This window comes from Pseudomonas putida (genome assembly GCF_003228315.1).
In the GTDB taxonomy this organism is placed as follows: domain Bacteria; phylum Pseudomonadota; class Gammaproteobacteria; order Pseudomonadales; family Pseudomonadaceae; genus Aquipseudomonas; species Aquipseudomonas putida_S.
Map to the genome: position 1 here is coordinate 5801562 of NZ_CP029693.1, position 16440 is coordinate 5818001.

Genomic DNA, 16440 nt, shown 5'->3' on the forward strand with positions numbered 1-16440 from the left:
TTTGCCGGGGTAGATGGAATGGCCGACGAATGGAAGGCGCCCGCGAAGTCGAGCGCAGATGGCGGTGACGAAAAAAGCTGGAAGTTGCTGGAAAAGACGCTGCTGGCAGGTGTGCAGGAGCAGCGCCGGTCCCGTCGCTGGGGGATTTTCTTCAAGCTGCTGACGTTTGTTTACCTGTTTATCGCGCTGGCGCTGTTCTCGCCGCTGATGGACATGGAGAAAGCCGCGACTCGCAGTGGTCACTACACCGCGCTGATTGATGTGACGGGCATGATCGCCGACAAGGAGCCTGCCAGCGCTGACAATATCGTCGGCAGCCTGCGTGCCGCCTTCGAGGATGACAAGGTCAAGGGTGTCATCCTGCGTATCAACAGTCCCGGCGGCAGTCCGGTGCAGTCGGGTTACGTCTATGACGAAATTCGCCGTCTGCGCGGTCTGCACCCGGATACCAAGCTGTATGCGGTCATATCTGATCTGGGTGCATCCGGTGCCTATTACATCGCCAGTGCCGCTGACCAGATTTACGCCGACAAGGCGAGCCTGGTGGGTTCCATTGGTGTCACCGCAGCCGGATACGGCTTTGTCGGCACCATGGAGAAACTAGGGGTCGAGCGTCGTACATACACTTCCGGCGAGCACAAATCCTTTCTCGATCCCTTCCAGCCGCAGAAGCCTGAGGAAACCGCGTTCTGGCAAGGTGTGCTCGATACCACGCACAAGCAGTTCATCAACAGTGTCAAGCAAGGGCGCGGCGAGCGCCTGAAGGACAAGGAGCATCCGGAGCTGTTTTCCGGCCTGGTATGGTCTGGCGAGCAGGCGCTGCCGTTGGGGTTGATTGATGGTCTGGGTAATGCCAGTTCGGTTGCCCGTGATGTGATCGGTGAAAAAGAACTGGTGGACTTCACCGTTCAGGAATCGCCGTTCGACCGGTTCTCGAAGAAGCTCGGTGCCAGCGTGGCTGAGCATCTGGCGATGTGGATGGGGTTCAGCGGTCCATCACTGCGTTAAGTTTTTAAAGATCAAAAGATCGCAGCCTGCGGCAGCTCTTACACAGATCACCTGTAGGAGCTGCCGAAGGCTGCGATTTTTTGCTTTTCAGGGGATTTGCACGCCTTCCGCCAGCAGCATGTCCACGAGCCGGATTAGTGGCAGGCCGACCAGGCTGGTAGCGTCAGGGCCTTCGGTGCTTTGAAACAGGGTCACTCCCAGGCCTTCAGCCTTGAAGCTGCCTGCGCAGTCGTAGGGCTGCTCAGCGTGCAGGTAGCGTTCGATGCGTGCACTGTCGAGCTCGCGCATATGCACCGTGAAAGGTACGCAGTCGACCTGGCATTGACCGGTCCGGGAGTTGAGCAGGGCCAGGCCTGTCAGGAAGGTCACGCTGGTGCCACTTGCAGCCAGCAGTTGCTCCCGGGCTTTTTCGAAGGTGTGGGGTTTGCCGATAATCCGCTCGCCAAGCACGGCGACCTGGTCGGAGCCGATGATCAAATGAGTGTCATGGCTACCGGCTAATGCACGGGCTTTTTCCTCGGCCAGGCGCTTGACCAGATCAACGGCAAGCTCTCCTGGGCGATGGCTTTCGTCGATATCCGGCGAGCTGCAGGTGAACGGCAACCGCAGGCGAGCCAGCAATTCCCGGCGATAAACCGAGCTGGAAGCGAGTAATAAAGGCAGCATGTGTATCTCCGGAAGGCAGGTTGCGAATTCTAGCGGAGCCTTGCAAGTGACGGACAGGGCTGAATTTCCTTTGACATGGGCGGGGGCATCCCTATAATGCTGCGCCTATGTTGAATGACCCGATTCCACCTCACGTTGACCCGCGCAAATTGGCTGATCGTGGCACCACCCTCCAGGGTGAAATGCTGCTGGCCGATTTGGAGAGACTCTGCGACCCGCTTTCCGACAATGTCGGTACGGTGCAGGCCAAATTCGTTTTTGAACGAGATGAACGTAAATCTGTGGTCATCCACAGCTTTATCGACACCGAAGTCAAGATGGTTTGCCAGCGTTGTCTTGAGCTGGTCACCCTGCCGATCCATAGCGAATGCAGTTACGCTGTGGTGAAGGAGGGTGCGAATACCCAGTCGTTACCGAAAGGTTATGACGTGCTGGAACTGGGCGAGGATCCTTTGGATCTGCAGTCACTGATCGAGGAAGAGCTTCTGCTCGCCTTGCCCATTGTGCCTGCTCATCATCCGGAAGAATGCCAGCAGCCGGCGGGAGCAGATGAGCCCGAACCGAGCGAGGACGAGGTAACGCGGTCCAACCCGTTCAGTGTATTGGCGCAGTTAAAGCGTGACCCAAACGTTTAGGAGTTAATCAATTATGGCTGTTCAGCAGAACAAAAAATCCCGCTCTGCCCGTGACATGCGCCGTTCGCACGACGCTCTCGAGGCTAGCACTCTGTCTGTAGAAAAAACCACCGGTGAAGTTCACCTGCGTCACCACGTTTCGCCAGAAGGCGTATACCGTGGCCGTAAAGTGATCGACAAGGGCGCTGACGAGTAATCACTTGTCCGCTCAAGTCATCGCGATTGACGCAATGGGCGGGGACTTCGGTCCCCGCAGCATTGTCCAGGCCAGCTTCGCTTGCCTGTCTGCAACCCCCTCGCTGCACCTGACCCTCGTTGGTCAACCCTCCCTTCTTGAAGAATTGATCGCTGGCCAATCGGCTGTGGATCGCGCGCGCCTTTCGATTACTCCGGCATCCGAAGTCATCACCATGAGCGAAAAGCCTGCCCAGGCTCTGCGTGGCAAACCTGATTCGTCGATGCGCGTGGCGCTCGAGTTGTTGCGCGAAGGCAAGGTCCAGGCCTGCGTCAGTGCCGGCAATACCGGGGCCTTGATGGCGTTGTCGCGATTCGTGCTCAAGACGCTGCCGGGCATCGATCGGCCGGCCATGGTTGCGGCGATTCCGACACAGAGCGGTTATTGCCAATTGCTCGATCTGGGGGCCAATGTCGATTGCAGTGCCGAGCACCTGTTGCAGTTTGCAGTCATGGGTTCGGTTGCCGCGGAAACCCTGGGTGTGGTGCGCCCGCGTGTCGCTTTGCTAAATATCGGCACCGAAGACATCAAGGGTAACCAGCAGGTCAAGCTGGCTGCCACCCTGTTGCAGAGCGCACGTGGCATCAATTACATCGGTTTTGTCGAAGGTGACGGTTTGTACCGTGGCGAAGCGGATGTGGTGGTGTGTGACGGCTTTGTCGGAAACATTTTGCTCAAATCCAGCGAAGGTCTGGCAACCATGATCGCCGAGCGCATCGAGGCATTGTTCAAGCAAAGCCTGCCGTCACGCATGGTGGGGGCGCTGGCCTTGCCGTTGATGAGGCGCTTGAAGGCGGATCTGGCACCTGCGCGGCATAACGGTGCGAGCTTCCTCGGTCTGCAGGGAATTGTCGTGAAAAGTCACGGTTCTGCCGGGGTTCAGGGCTTTCAGAGTGCTATTTCCCGCGCATTGATCGAGATCCAGGAAAACCTCCCCGAGCGTATCCACGGCCGTCTGGAGGATTTGTTGCTTTAGGCGTTTTCGTCGGACAATGCTTAAATGTGACCGCTCGGTTCAACGAGCCATCCAACTGTCAGTTTCTTGCGTCCCCTCAAAAGCGGGACACCAATTCTCCGGCGATAAGATCATTAGGGGCTTGTTACATGTCTGCTTCTCTCGCATTCGTCTTTCCGGGACAGGGTTCGCAGTCCCTCGGCATGCTGGCCGAGCTGGGCGCGGAACATCCGGTTGTCCTCGAAACATTCAAAGAAGCTTCCGATGCTCTGGGTTATGACCTGTGGGCACTGACCCAGCAGGGGCCGGAAGAGCAACTCAATCAAACCGATAAAACCCAGCCGGCCATTCTGACCGCCTCGGTCGCCCTGTGGCGCCTGTGGCTGGCTGAAGGTGGTGCGCGTCCGGCCTTTGTCGCCGGTCACAGCCTGGGTGAATACAGTGCGCTGGTCGCGGCAGGCAGTCTGAGCCTGAGCGAGGCAGTGAAGCTGGTTGAAACCCGCGGCAAGCTGATGCAAGAGGCCGTACCGGCCGGGCAGGGCGCAATGGCCGCCATTCTTGGCCTGGACGATGCTGACGTGGTATCGGCCTGTGCCGAAGCGGCGCAAGGCGAAGTGGTCAGCGCCGTCAATTTCAACTCTCCGGGGCAAGTGGTTATCGCCGGTGCCAAGGCAGCGGTCGAGCGCGCCATCGAGGGCTGCAAGGCTCGCGGCGCCAAGCGCGCCCTGCCGTTGCCGGTCAGCGTGCCATCCCATTGCGAGCTGATGCGTCCGGCGGCCGAGCGTTTTGCTGAGTCGGTCGCTGCGATCAACTGGCAGGCACCGCAGATTCCTGTGGTACAGAACGTCAGTGCACAAGTGCCGGCCGATCTGGAAACCCTCAAGCGTGATCTGCTTGAGCAGCTTTTCAAGCCTGTGCGCTGGGTCGAGTCGATCCAGACGCTGGCAGCCAAGGGTGCGACCAATCTGGTCGAATGCGGCCCGGGCAAGGTTCTTGCCGGTCTGAACAAACGCTGCGCCGATGGCGTATCAACTTCCAACCTCAATACCCCAGACGCTTTCGCTGCCGCCCGTGCAGCGTTGGCCTGAATCAGGAGAAGCTTGCATGAGTCTGCAAGGTAAAGTTGCACTGGTTACCGGTGCGAGCCGCGGCATTGGTCAGGCTATCGCCCTGGAACTGGGTCGTCAGGGTGCCATCGTGGTCGGTACCGCGACTTCCGCATCGGGTGCCGAACGCATCGCTGCGACCCTGAAAGAACACGGCATTCAGGGCTCCGGCCTTGAACTCAACGTCACTAGCGACGAGTCCGTTGCAGCGGTGCTGGCGAGCATCCAGGAACAGTTCGGTGCGCCGGCGATTCTGGTCAATAACGCCGGCATCACCCGCGATAACCTGATGATGCGCATGAAAGACGACGAGTGGTATGACGTTGTCGATACCAACCTGAACAGTCTATATCGCCTGTCCAAGGGTGTTTTGCGCGGTATGACCAAGGCTCGTTGGGGCCGGATTATCAGTATTGGCTCGGTTGTGGGTGCCATGGGCAACGCAGGCCAAGTAAACTATGCCGCCGCCAAGGCCGGTCTGGAAGGTTTCAGCCGCGCGCTGGCGCGTGAAGTCGGTTCGCGTTCGATTACGGTCAACTCGGTAACCCCAGGGTTCATCGACACCGATATGACCCGCGAGCTGCCGGAAGCGCAGCGTGAAGCCTTGCAGACGCAGATTCCGCTGGGTCGTCTGGGGCAAGCTCAAGAGATCGCGTCTGTGGTCGCTTTTCTTGCGTCCGACGGTGCAGCCTATGTGACCGGGGCTACAATCCCGGTGAACGGCGGGATGTACATGTAGGTTAAATGTGACGGATTGCTTCAAAAAAATGTCATACGAGCTGTCTAAAATCCGTTATAAAGCTGCAATCTATTTATAGGCAGAGGGCTGCAGGGTTTGAGGAGTGAAGCTTTCAGTTGAAAAGCTGAAAAGCCTTTCTATACACTTACCCACTGGCCAGCTGCCTGAATTTGTCCATTAGGAGTGAAAACAAGGTATGAGCACCATCGAAGAGCGCGTCAAGAAAATCGTTGCCGAGCAACTGGGCGTTAAAGAAGAAGAAGTGGTCAACACTGCTTCCTTCGTTGAAGACCTGGGTGCCGACTCCCTTGACACCGTTGAGCTGGTGATGGCTCTGGAAGAGGAATTCGAGACCGAAATCCCTGACGAAGAAGCTGAAAAGATCACTACCGTACAAGCTGCAATCGACTACGTTAACTCCCACCAGGGTTAATCGTTTGTAATCGTTGCTTGCTGTCATGGAAAAACCGCACTGCTATCACGGCGTGCGGTTTTTTCTTTAGGCCTGATACAAAGTCGTCATTTGAAAAAGGAGAGTGCTGTGTCGCGTAGACGCGTCGTAGTCACCGGTATGGGTATGTTGTCGCCACTGGGTGCGGATGTACCAAGCAGTTGGCAGGGCATTCTGGCTGGCCGCAGTGGCATTGGTCTGATCGAACACACCGACCTTTCTGCCTATTCCACCCGCTTTGGCGGCTCGGTAAAGGGCTTCAATGTCGAGGAATATCTGTCGGTCAAGGAAGCTCGCAAACTTGACCTGTTCATTCAGTACGGTCTGGCCGCAGGTTTCCAGGCAGTACGTAACGCCGGTCTGGAAGTCACTGACGCCAACCGTGAGCGTATCGGCGTGGCCATGGGGTCGGGTATTGGCGGACTGACCAATATCGAAGAAACCAGCCGCACGCTGCATGAGACCGGTCCACGACGGATTTCTCCGTTTTTCGTACCCGGCTCGATCATCAATATGATTTCCGGCTTCCTGTCGATCCACTTGGGCGCACAGGGGCCTAACTACGCCATCGCCACGGCCTGTACCACCGGTACACACTGCATTGGCATGGCCGCTCGCAACATCATGTACGACGAAGCCGACGTGATGATCGCCGGCGGTGCCGAAATGGCGGCCTGCGGCCTGGGCATGGGCGGCTTCGGTGCCTCGCGCGCGCTGTCGACCCGCAACGACGAACCGACCCGTGCCAGCCGTCCTTGGGACAAGGGTCGTGATGGCTTCGTACTGTCCGATGGCGCCGGTGCGCTGGTTCTGGAAGAGCTGGAACACGCCAAGGCCCGCGGTGCGACCATCTATGCCGAGCTGATCGGTTTTGGTACCAGTGGCGATGCTTTCCACATGACTTCGCCACCTGCCGATGGTGGCGGGGCCGCGCGCTGCATGACCAATGCCTTGCGCGATGCCAAGGTCAATGGCGACCAGGTGCAGTACATCAATGCCCACGGTACTTCGACGCCCGCCGGCGACCTCGCTGAAGCCAATGCGATCAAGTCGGTGTTCGGTGATCACGCCTACAAGCTGGCCGTCAGCTCCACCAAGTCCATGACCGGTCACCTGCTGGGTGCGGCGGGCGCAGTCGAAGCGATCTTCAGCGTGCTGGCGATCAACAGCCAGGTAGCGCCACCGACCATCAACCTCGATGAGCCGGACGAAGGCTGCGACCTCGATTTCGTGCCGCATACCGCGCGCAACATGGATATCGATGTGGTCCTGTCCAACTCCTTCGGTTTTGGCGGTACCAACGGTTCGCTGGTGTTCCGCCGGTTCGCGGGTTGATGGACACCTGGGTCGATGGTCAACCGGCTGACGCACTGTCGCTGAAAGATCGCGGCCTGGCGTACGGCGACGGTCTGTTCGAGACCATCGCCGTGCATGATGGCTTTCCAGTCCTGCTGGATCGTCATCTGGTGCGGTTGGCCAAAGGCTGCCGGCGCCTGGCAATCAATCTGGATCAGGCCGCCGTGGTCTCGGAAGTGTTGACCTATGCCGAGCAACTCAAAGAAGGGGTGCTCAAGCTGATCGTTACCCGTGGCGACAGTCTGCGTGGTTACGCTTTCGATCCCTCGGCCCCGGCCCGGCGTATCCTGTCGGGCAATCCTCCTGCGGTTTACCCGCAGGCCCACGCAGAGCAGGGCATTCACCTGTTCCCGTGCACCACACGACTTTCCTTTCAGCCGCTTCTCGCCGGGCTCAAGCACTTGAACCGTCTGGAGCAGGTGATGGCGCGCGCCGAATGGCAGGACACTGAACACGCCGAAGGCTTGATGCTCGATCAGGCCGGTCGGGTGATCGAAGGCGTGTTCAGCAACCTGTTCATGGTGAGTGATGGCGTGTTGATCACGGCGGATTTGAGCGGCTGCGGCGTGGAAGGTGTGATGCGCGCCGAGTTATTGTCCCAGGCCGAATCCTTGGGCATCCCCGTGCAAATCACCGATATCACGCTGGAACAGCTGCAAGGCGCTGACGAAGTCTTTGTCTGCAACAGCGTATATGGCGTTTGGCCGGTGCGTGCCTATGCCGCACTGGACTGGCCGGTTGGGCCACTCACCCGTAAACTCCAAACCATTGCCCGCGCGCTACTGGATGCTTGATACGTGAGACGTAAATTCCTGCTACTGCTGGAAACCGGACTGGTTCTGGCGGGGCTGATGTTGGGCGCCTCTGCCTGGAAAATTCACTCGGCGCTGGTGCAGCCGCTGAATATCACTCAGGAAGAGCTGCTGGATGTGCCCAAGGGCACCACGCCAAATCGCACCTTCCTGCGCCTCGAAGCCGACGGCCTGATCAAGGACGCTTTCTGGCTGCGTGTCTACTGGCGCTTCAACCTGCCCAAGCAACCGCTGCATAGCGGTGAATACCGCATGGTTCCAGGCATGACGGTCGAAGGTCTGATCGACCTGTGGAAGCGTGGGGAAATGGTCCAATACAGCGTGACCCTGGTCGAGGGCTGGAACTTCCGTCAGGTCCGTGCGGCCCTGGCCAAGGAAGAAAAACTCGAACACACCCTGGGCACCCTGAGCGACAGCCAGGTCATGGACAAAATCGGGCATGCCGGGATTTTCCCTGAAGGGCGTTTCTTCCCGGACACCTACCGCTTCGTGCGGGGCATGACCGACGTCGAACTGCTGAAAACAGCCTACGAGCGCCTCGACGAAGTGCTATCCAAGGAGTGGAGTCAGCGCGCGGCCGATGTGCCGTACACCGACCCCTATCAAGCCCTGATCATGGCCTCGTTGGTAGAGAAGGAAACCGGCGTGCCACAAGAGCGTGGGCAGATCGCCGGGGTCTTCGTGCGGCGCATGGCGATCGGCATGTTGTTGCAAACCGATCCGACGGTGATCTATGGCTTGGGTGATCGTTACAGCGGCAAGCTGACTCGTGCCCACCTCAAGGAACCGACGCCTTACAACACCTACGTGATCGCCGGCCTGCCGCCGACGCCGATTGCCATGGTCGGTCGCGAAGCGATCCATGCGGCGCTCAATCCAGTGGCAGGCAACAGTCTCTATTTCGTGGCGCGCGGGGATGGCAGCCACGTGTTCTCCGACGATCTGGACGCCCATAACAACGCTGTGCGTGAGTTCCAGCTCAAGCGGCGTGCGGATTACCGTTCCAGCCCGGCGCCCATCAACGGATCCGAGGCTACGCAAGTCCCGGCCGGGCAAACCCAGGCCCTGGAATCCCGAGCGTCTGAATCCCCGGCTCCCCAAAACAATGGCGGGCAGGATCAGACACCGATCCCGGCCGCCTCGCCCAATACCGCGCCCGAGGCTGTGCCGCAGGTTCAACCGCAAGAGCCCGCCCCCGCCCCCGAGCCAGAAGCGAACGCACCGCAAGGCTCGCAATGACTTTGACTAAGGACTGCCTGTGACTGGCTTGTTTATTACGCTGGAAGGCCCGGAAGGCGCCGGCAAGAGCACCAACCGCGAATACCTGGCCGAGCGCCTGCGCTCTGCGGGTATCGAGGTTGTGCTGACCCGCGAACCCGGTGGCACGCCACTGGCCGAGCGCATCCGCGAGGTGCTGCTGGCTCCGGTCGATGAGGTCATGAACCCGGATACGGAATTGCTACTGGTATTCGCCGCTCGTGCCCAGCATCTGGCCGAGGTGATTCGCCCGGCATTGGCCCGAGGCGCCGTGGTGCTGTGTGATCGTTTCACCGATTCGACCTATGCCTACCAGGGCGGCGGCCGTGGCCTGTCGCTGGAGCGCATCGCTTCGCTGGAAGCCTTTGTCCAGGGTGATCTGCGCCCTGGCCTGACTTTGATTTTCGACCTGCCGGTGGAAGTGGGAATGGCCCGTGCCAGCGCCCGCGGCCGCCTGGATCGATTCGAGCTTGAAGGTCGAGCCTTTTTCGACGCGGTGCGCAGTGCCTTCCTCAAGCGTGCGCAAGCCGAGCCTGCGCGTTATGTATTGATCGACGCCGCGCAACCGCTGGCACAGGTTCAGCAGTCGCTGGATGCCTTGCTGCCGCGCCTGCTGGAGTTGGCCCGTGGCTGAAGCCTATCCGTGGCAGGACAGTCTCTGGCAGCAGTTCGCCGGTCGTACCCAGCACGCCCACGCCTATCTGCTGCATGGCCCGGCCGGGATCGGCAAACGCGCGCTGGCCGAGCGCCTGATGGCGAGCCTGCTATGCCAGCGTCCGACCGCGCAAGGCGCCTGTGGCGAATGCAAGTCCTGCCTGTTGCTCAAGGCCGGCAGTCACCCCGATAACTACATCCTTGAGCCGGAGGAAGCCGACAAGGCGATCAAGGTCGATCAGGTCCGTGATCTGGTCAGTTTCGTGGTGCAGACCGCGCAGTTGGGCGGGCGCAAGGTAGTGCTGATCGAGCCGGTGGAGTCGATGAACATCAACGCTTCCAACGCCTTGCTCAAAAGCCTGGAGGAGCCTTCCGGCGACACGGTCTTGCTGCTGGTGAGCCATCAACCCAGTCGTTTGCTGCCGACCATCAAGAGCCGCTGTGTGCAGCAGGCTTGCCCGCTGCCGAGCGAAGCAATGAGTCTGGCCTGGCTGGCGAACGCCTTGCCGGACTGCCCGGAAGAGGAGCGCGGCGAATTGCTCACCCTGGCTGCCGGTTCGCCCTTGGCCGCCGCCAATCTCCACGCCCAGGGTGTGCGTGAACAGCGTGCGCAAGTGGTCGACGGCGTGAAGAAGCTGCTCAAGCAGCAGCAATCGCCAACGCAACTGGCCGAAGGCTGGAATGCGATCCCGTTGTTGCTGCTGTTCGACTGGTTCTGCGATTGGTCGAGCCTGATCCTGCGCTATCAGTTGACCCAGGACGAGGAAGGGCTGGGCCTGACGGATATGCGCAAGGTCATTCAATACCTGGCGCAGAAGACCGCCCAGGACAAGGTCCTGAACATTCAGGACTGGATCCTTGCCCAGCGTCAGAAAGTTCTAAGCAAGGCCAACCTCAATCGAGTGTTGCTGCTCGAGGCGCTGCTGGTGCAATGGGCTTCATTGCCGGCCCAGAGATGAGGAACTACGCCTAGACTGCGGTTGTCGGCAGAAGAGCTCAGTAGAGGAATGCAGCAGTGGAGGTCAGCATGAATGATTCAATCAGTCCGGGGCCACGCAACGGCATTTTGTCCCTGAGCATCAAGGACAAATCCGTGCTTTACGCGGCCTACATGCCGTTTATCAAAAATGGCGGCCTGTTCATCCCGACCAACAAGAGCTACAGGTTGGGCGATGAGGTATTCATGCTGCTGCACTTGTTCGACGAGCCGGAAAAGATCCCGGTGGCCGGCAAGGTCAGCTGGATCACCCCCAAAGGCGCCCAGGGTAACCGCGCTGCCGGGGTCGGCGTACAGTTCAACGACGGCGACAACACTGCGCGCAGTCGAATCGAAACCCATTTGGCCGGAGCCCTGAAGTCCGACCGTCCCACTCATACGATGTAAGTTGCAGTCTTTTTATGCTCGTAGATTCCCATTGTCACCTTGATCGTCTCGACCTCGCCGCCCACGACGGCTCCCTGGATGCCGCACTCGATGCGGCCCGTGAGCGGGGGGTAGGGCACTTCCTGTGTATTGGCGTCAGTGCCGACAATGCCGCCGACGTCAAAGCCCTGGCCGAGCGCTACGACGATGTCGATTGTTCGGTCGGCGTGCATCCGCTGGACCTGCAGCCAGGTGCAGCGCCCGCCCTGGACTGGTTGCTGCACGAACTTAATCACCCGCGCGTAGTGGCCATCGGCGAAACCGGCCTGGATTATCACTACGAGCCGGAAGCGGCCGAGTTGCAGCAGGAATCCTTCCGGTTGCACCTGCACGCGGCGCAGCAGACCGGCAAGCCGGTGATCATCCACACCCGTGGCGCCCGAGCCGATACTTTGAACCTGCTACGCGAGGCGGCGCTGCCCCAGGCGGGCGTGTTGCATTGTTTCACCGAAGACTGGGACATGGCCAAGGCGGCGCTGGACATGGGTTATTACATTTCCCTGTCCGGCATTGTCACCTTCCGCAATGCCGATGCACTGCGCGATGTCGCGAGCAAGGTGCCAGCCGATCGTTTATTGGTGGAAACCGACTCGCCGTACCTGGCGCCCATCCCCTATCGCGGCAAGTCGAACCTGCCGCAGTACGTGCGTGAAGTAGCGGAATTTTTGGCAATGTTGCGTGGTGAGCCTTTCGAGCGATTTGCCGAACAAACGACGGAAAACTTCAAGCGCCTGTTCCCGCTGGCCCATGTGAAAGGTTAAATCGCAGGCAAAAAAAACCCGGGTTCTGGGGGGTGAATCCGGGTTAAGACCATTAGGAGTAAAACAATGGTACGCGGTCCGTTGGTACCAATATCGGCGTGACACTTGGGGGAGATGTTCCGCCGACAGTTCAAGTATTGATCAGTATTTCACCCAGTCCAGTTTGCCGGTCGCGGTTTTTAAACAAATTTGGAATACGGGCGCTTCAGAAGAGTTCTCATCAACGGGCGATCCTGCGGGAAATACTCGAGAAACACAGTTATGGTCGGATGATCCGTGCATTTTTGCGTAATTTAGGCATAATACGCGGCTTCGAATTTTGACCCCTACAGACCTTTTCTTATGCACAAAGAACCTCGTAAGGTCCGTGAGTTTCGTCGCCGCGAGCAAGAAATTCTCGATACCGCGCTCAAGCTGTTCCTCGAACAAGGTGAAGACAGTGTCACCGTCGAGATGATTGCTGATGCCGTCGGTATCGGCAAAGGCACAATCTACAAGCACTTCAAGTCCAAGGCCGAGATCTACCTGCGCCTGATGCTCGACTACGAGCGCGACTTGAACGAGCTGCTGCACTCCGCCGACGTCGACAAGGACAAGGAAGCCCTGTCCCGCGCCTATTTCGAATTCCGCATGCGCGATCCGCAACGTTATCGCCTGTTCGATCGCCTGGAAGAGAAGGTCGTCAAGGGCAACCAGGTTCCGGAGATGATCGAAGAGCTGCACAAGATCCGCGCTTCGAACTTCGAACGCCTGACCCTGTTGATCAAGGGCCGGATCAGCGAAGGCAAGCTCGAAGACGTTCCCCCTTACTTCCATTACTGCGCGTCCTGGGCGCTGGTGCACGGTGCCGTGGCGCTGTATCACTCGCCGTTCTGGAGCAATGTGCTGGAAGATCAGGAAGGCTTCTTCCAGTTCCTGATGGACATCGGCGTGCGCATGGGCAACAAGCGCAAGCGCGATACCGACACCCCGAGCAGCTGAGCCATTCAGCCGCCTGATGGCGCTATTATTTCGCTACATGGCGCAGTACCGCAGGAATATACTCAGGCATGGGACTTGCTAAAACTTGAATTGTGAGTCAAGTTTTGGCGGTCCGAATTTTCTTTCGCCGGAGTGACCATGATCGTTGACCGTCAAGGCAGGCGTTTTCGCAATTTGCGGGTCAGCCTGACCTCAGCCTGCAACTATGCCTGTACCTACTGCGTGCCCAATGGCAAGCGGCTGGTGGCTGCGCAGGACGAGTTGTCGGCCGAGGCCATGGCACGCGGTGTCGCCTATCTGATCGAAGCCGCAGGCATCGAGCGACTGCGCATCACCGGTGGCGAGCCACTGGTGAGTCCGAAGCTCGAAACCTTCATGACCGCCGTCGGGAAGATGGGCCTCGAAGACATCAGCCTGACCACCAACGGCCAATTGCTGGCGAAAAAACTGCCACTGCTGGTCAATGCCGGCATTCGGCGAATCAACGTTTCCCTCGATACCCTGGACGCCAGCGCATTCCGTGGCATTGCCCGTGGCGGCGATCTGGCGACTGTGCTCGATGGCATGGAACAGGCCCGCGCCGCCGGCATGAAGATCAAGGTCAACATGGTGCCGTTGCGGGGGCAGAATCTCGATCAGGTGATGCCGCTGCTGGATTACTGCCTGGAGCGCGGCTATGAACTGCGTTTCATCGAGCTGATGCGCATGGGCCACCTGGCCAGCGACTCCAATGCCTTCCTGCAACAGTTTGTCAGTCTTCAGCAGTTGCTGAGCCTGATTGGCGAGCGCCACGAATATCTGCAAGCCGATGCCCCGGTGGATGCGACTGCCGTGCGCTACGAGATTCCAGGGCAGGGGTATTTTGGCGTGATTGCCAACGAAAGCGTGCCGTTCTGCCGTACCTGTTCACGCTTGCGTCTTTCTTCCACGGGCTGGCTGCATGGCTGTCTGTCGTCGAGCAATCGTCATTATGTGGGTGATTTGCTGGACAAGCCGCGTCATCAGGCATTGCCGGCGCTGCAACGGCTGCTGGTGAAAGCCTTGGGTGACAAGCAGGAAGTGGCGTTTTCCGGTGGCGCGACCGTCATGAAGATTATTGGCGGCTGATCCGGCCTCATCGCGAGCAGGCTCGCTCCTACAGGGACCTTTGTAGGAGCGAGCCTGCTCGCGATTGCGATCTACCGTGCGACGACATCTTGAGCTGGCGCAAAATCTGCATCCAACGGCCATTCGCCGGTTTTCCGACACCGGCCTCTGGAGGATAGGATGCGTAGCCTGGTTTTGCTGCTGGCCGTTTTGGCGCTTGGCGGCTGCATGAATGTCAGCGATATGGCCGAAGGGGCTCGCTACCACATGAGCGACGCCGGCTTTCTGGATCACAGCGACAGTCGCCGCGTGAACAACCTGCGCATTCAACCGGACTCGTTCGTCTACATCGCCCAGGGCGCCTTCATGCCGCCGGGTGGCACCGCATATCCACGTCCCAATGTCATTGCTGAAGTCGCCTTCGATGGTTTTATCGAATACTTCCCGATGGTCCGCCGCGCGCGCACCCCGGAAGGCCTGGACGAGGCGATGAACGAAGCCCGCTCCGCCGGCGCCCATTACTTGCTCTACACCCGCTTCGCCAAGGCCGATGACCGTATCGGCAACTCGGATGAATGGCTGGATCAGGAGGCACTTGATCGCCTGGGCATCGACACCGGCGTGATTCAGATCATGTTGATCGAGACCAGCACCCAGTATTTGATTGATACTGCACGTATCAAGAGTCGTGGCGGTTTACTGACGTTCCACGACGAAAAGCCAGAAGACCTGATGGGCCCACCGCTTGAGCAATACGCTCGCAGCCTGCTGGGGCTCAGCGACCAGTAATCCAAGGAGATCGCCATGAGTGGCCCGCAAAAAGCCAACGACCTGTTGGGGCAAATCCCCAAGACCAAAGGCTTGCCGCCGGTCCACCTGTGGAACCCGGATTTCTGCGGCGACATCGACATGCGCATCGCCCGCGACGGCACCTGGTATTACATGGGCACGCCGATCGGGCGCAAGCCGATGGTCAAGCTGTTCTCCACCATCATTCGCCGCGACGGCGATGATTACTTCCTCATCACTCCGGTGGAGAAGGTCGGCATCAAGGTCGACGACGCGCCTTTCGTGGCGATTGCCGTGGAGGTAGAAGGCGAGGGCGAGTCGCAAATCCTGCGTTTTACCACTCATGTCGACGAGACCACCGAGGCCGGCGCCGAGCATCCGATTCGCGTGATGATCGATCCAGAGACGCAAGAACCATCCCCTTACGTGCATGTACGCACCAACCTCGAAGCGCTGATTCACCGCAACGTGTTTTATCAGTTGGTGGAGTTGGCCGTTACTCGCGAGATCGACGGGCAGCGGTGGCTGGGTGTCTGGAGCGGCGGCGAGTTCTTCCGCATCGGTCTCGAGCCCTGACACAAGGCCCTGTAGGAGTGAGCCTGCTCGCGATGGCAGTCGTCCAGTCGAAATCAATTTTGAATGTGCTGGCCAAATCGCGAGCAGGCTCGCTCCTACAGTGGTTCTGTTCCTTCCTTTAAAATCAATTTGACACCTAATCATATGATGATTAGCGTGTGCCTCCATCACACACGCCTCCGAGGTGTCCATGTCCAGCAGCTTTCACGCGTCGACCGTCGACTGGCTCGGCTGCTGGATCGCCACCGGGCAGGTCAAGCCGGGCGAATCGCTCAAGGTCGAAGCCGATCTGGGTGAGCAGCTCGGGGTCAGTCGCACGGTCATTCGCGAAGCCATCAAAACCCTGGTTGCCAAAGGCATGCTCGAAGTCGGGCCGAAGGTCGGCACGCGGGTGTTGCCGGTCAAGCGCTGGAACCTCTTCGATCCACAAGTCGTGGGCTGGCTGTCCCGGGGCGGGTTGCCGGAAAACTTCGTCGACGATCTGCTCGATCTGCGCCGCACCATCGAACCGATGGCCGTGCGCTGGGCCTGCGAGCGGGCCACCGCCGAACAGGTCGAAGCCATCCTGTTGGCTTGCAACGCCCTCGAGCGGGCGGTGGACAGCGGCATCGATTACAACCGCGCCGACCAGCTTTTCCACGAGTGCATCCTCGCCGCCAGCCACAATCAATTCATCGAACAAATGGTCCCGGCCCTCGGCGCACTACTGGCGGTGTGTTTCGAAGTGTCCGCCGCCGACCCGGACGAACTGCGCCGCACCTTGCCGATACACAAGGACATGGCCGAAGCCATCGCCGCCCGGGATGCCGCGCGGGGTGTCTGGGCCTGCATGACCCTGATCGATAACGCGGACCTGGCGATCAAACGCTACTACCCGCAGGTCATGGCCGATAAAAAAACCGGCTGACAACGACGATCCCCTGTAGGAGCGAGCCTGCTCGCGATGAGGC

Annotated in this window: 20 protein-coding genes; 19 read left to right on the forward strand and 1 reads right to left on the reverse strand. The window is 59.3% G+C overall.

Translation table 11 applies throughout. The features are described 5' to 3' along the window. Positions 1-18 precede the first annotated feature (18 nt). The gene (locus tag DKY63_RS27195; protein ID WP_110966948.1) at positions 19-1008 is read left to right on the forward strand and encodes a S49 family peptidase; all 990 of its coding nucleotides are present in this window, start codon (positions 19-21) and stop codon (positions 1006-1008) included. Positions 1009-1095: 87 nt separating this feature from the next. Here the strand turns inward: DKY63_RS27195 and DKY63_RS27200 are convergent, their stop codons facing one another. Further along, complete coding sequence (locus DKY63_RS27200; RefSeq protein ID WP_110966949.1) at positions 1096-1674, reverse strand: Maf family protein; 579 nt, start codon at positions 1672-1674, stop codon at positions 1096-1098. Positions 1675-1781: 107 nt separating this feature from the next. Between DKY63_RS27200 and DKY63_RS27205 the strand changes: the two genes are divergently transcribed. The 18 genes from DKY63_RS27205 to DKY63_RS27290 all read left to right on the forward strand — a co-directional run bounded on the left by DKY63_RS27205 (position 1782) and on the right by DKY63_RS27290 (position 16397). Further along, positions 1782-2309, forward strand: a complete 528-nt coding sequence (locus tag DKY63_RS27205) for a YceD family protein (protein ID WP_007942001.1) — start codon at positions 1782-1784, stop codon at positions 2307-2309. A 13-nt stretch (positions 2310-2322) separates the two neighbouring features. Further along, entirely contained in the window at positions 2323-2505 is a 183-nt protein-coding gene (gene rpmF, locus DKY63_RS27210; protein WP_003179396.1) for a 50S ribosomal protein L32, read from the forward strand. 4 nt (positions 2506-2509) lie between these two features. Continuing rightward, complete coding sequence (gene plsX, locus DKY63_RS27215) at positions 2510-3520, forward strand: phosphate acyltransferase PlsX (RefSeq protein WP_110966950.1); 1011 nt, start codon at positions 2510-2512, stop codon at positions 3518-3520. Between the two features lie 128 nt (positions 3521-3648). Then, positions 3649-4587: an ACP S-malonyltransferase gene (gene fabD / locus DKY63_RS27220; RefSeq protein ID WP_110966951.1), complete on the forward strand. Its 939-nt coding sequence runs from the start codon at positions 3649-3651 to the stop codon at positions 4585-4587. A gap of 16 nt (positions 4588-4603) precedes the next feature. After that, positions 4604-5344: a 3-oxoacyl-ACP reductase FabG gene (gene fabG / locus DKY63_RS27225; RefSeq protein WP_110966952.1), complete on the forward strand. Its 741-nt coding sequence runs from the start codon at positions 4604-4606 to the stop codon at positions 5342-5344. Positions 5345-5540: 196 nt separating this feature from the next. Then, positions 5541-5777: an acyl carrier protein gene (acpP, locus tag DKY63_RS27230; protein ID WP_025261008.1), complete on the forward strand. Its 237-nt coding sequence runs from the start codon at positions 5541-5543 to the stop codon at positions 5775-5777. Positions 5778-5885: 108 nt separating this feature from the next. Beyond that, complete coding sequence (fabF, locus tag DKY63_RS27235; RefSeq protein ID WP_110966953.1) at positions 5886-7130, forward strand: beta-ketoacyl-ACP synthase II; 1245 nt, start codon at positions 5886-5888, stop codon at positions 7128-7130. Further along, positions 7130-7945 (forward strand): aminodeoxychorismate lyase, encoded by an 816-nt coding sequence (gene pabC, locus DKY63_RS27240; RefSeq protein ID WP_110966954.1) that lies wholly within the window; start codon positions 7130-7132, stop codon positions 7943-7945. Before fabF ends, pabC begins: the two co-directional genes overlap by 1 nt. A gap of 3 nt (positions 7946-7948) precedes the next feature. Beyond that, complete coding sequence (mltG, locus tag DKY63_RS27245; RefSeq protein ID WP_110966955.1) at positions 7949-9202, forward strand: endolytic transglycosylase MltG; 1254 nt, start codon at positions 7949-7951, stop codon at positions 9200-9202. A gap of 19 nt (positions 9203-9221) precedes the next feature. Continuing rightward, positions 9222-9854 carry a dTMP kinase gene (gene tmk / locus DKY63_RS27250; RefSeq protein WP_110966956.1) on the forward strand — a complete coding sequence of 211 codons (633 nt, stop codon included), beginning with the start codon at positions 9222-9224 and terminating at the stop codon, positions 9852-9854. After that, positions 9847-10833, forward strand: coding sequence for a DNA polymerase III subunit delta' (locus DKY63_RS27255; protein ID WP_110966957.1), 987 nt, complete (start codon positions 9847-9849; stop codon positions 10831-10833). The genes tmk and DKY63_RS27255 overlap by 8 nt, the downstream gene beginning before the upstream one ends. Before the next feature lie 68 nt (positions 10834-10901). Further along, on the forward strand, positions 10902-11258 hold the full coding sequence (locus DKY63_RS27260; RefSeq protein WP_110966958.1) for a PilZ domain-containing protein: 357 nt from the start codon (positions 10902-10904) through the stop codon (positions 11256-11258). A 14-nt stretch (positions 11259-11272) separates the two neighbouring features. Continuing rightward, the gene (locus DKY63_RS27265) at positions 11273-12058 is read left to right on the forward strand and encodes a TatD family hydrolase (protein WP_110966959.1); all 786 of its coding nucleotides are present in this window, start codon (positions 11273-11275) and stop codon (positions 12056-12058) included. A gap of 342 nt (positions 12059-12400) precedes the next feature. Next, positions 12401-13039, forward strand: a complete 639-nt coding sequence (locus tag DKY63_RS27270) for a TetR/AcrR family transcriptional regulator (RefSeq protein WP_034149949.1) — start codon at positions 12401-12403, stop codon at positions 13037-13039. 138 nt (positions 13040-13177) lie between these two features. Next, a complete protein-coding gene (locus tag DKY63_RS27275) occupies positions 13178-14146 on the forward strand; it encodes a GTP 3',8-cyclase MoaA (protein WP_110966960.1) in 969 nt (322 codons plus the stop codon). A gap of 159 nt (positions 14147-14305) precedes the next feature. Then, complete coding sequence (locus DKY63_RS27280) at positions 14306-14914, forward strand: DUF4823 domain-containing protein (protein WP_110966961.1); 609 nt, start codon at positions 14306-14308, stop codon at positions 14912-14914. Positions 14915-14929: 15 nt separating this feature from the next. Next, entirely contained in the window at positions 14930-15490 is a 561-nt protein-coding gene (locus tag DKY63_RS27285; protein WP_110966962.1) for a DUF1285 domain-containing protein, read from the forward strand. Between the two features lie 190 nt (positions 15491-15680). Beyond that, positions 15681-16397 carry a FadR/GntR family transcriptional regulator gene (locus tag DKY63_RS27290; protein WP_110966963.1) on the forward strand — a complete coding sequence of 239 codons (717 nt, stop codon included), beginning with the start codon at positions 15681-15683 and terminating at the stop codon, positions 16395-16397. The last annotated feature ends 43 nt before the right edge of the window (positions 16398-16440 follow it).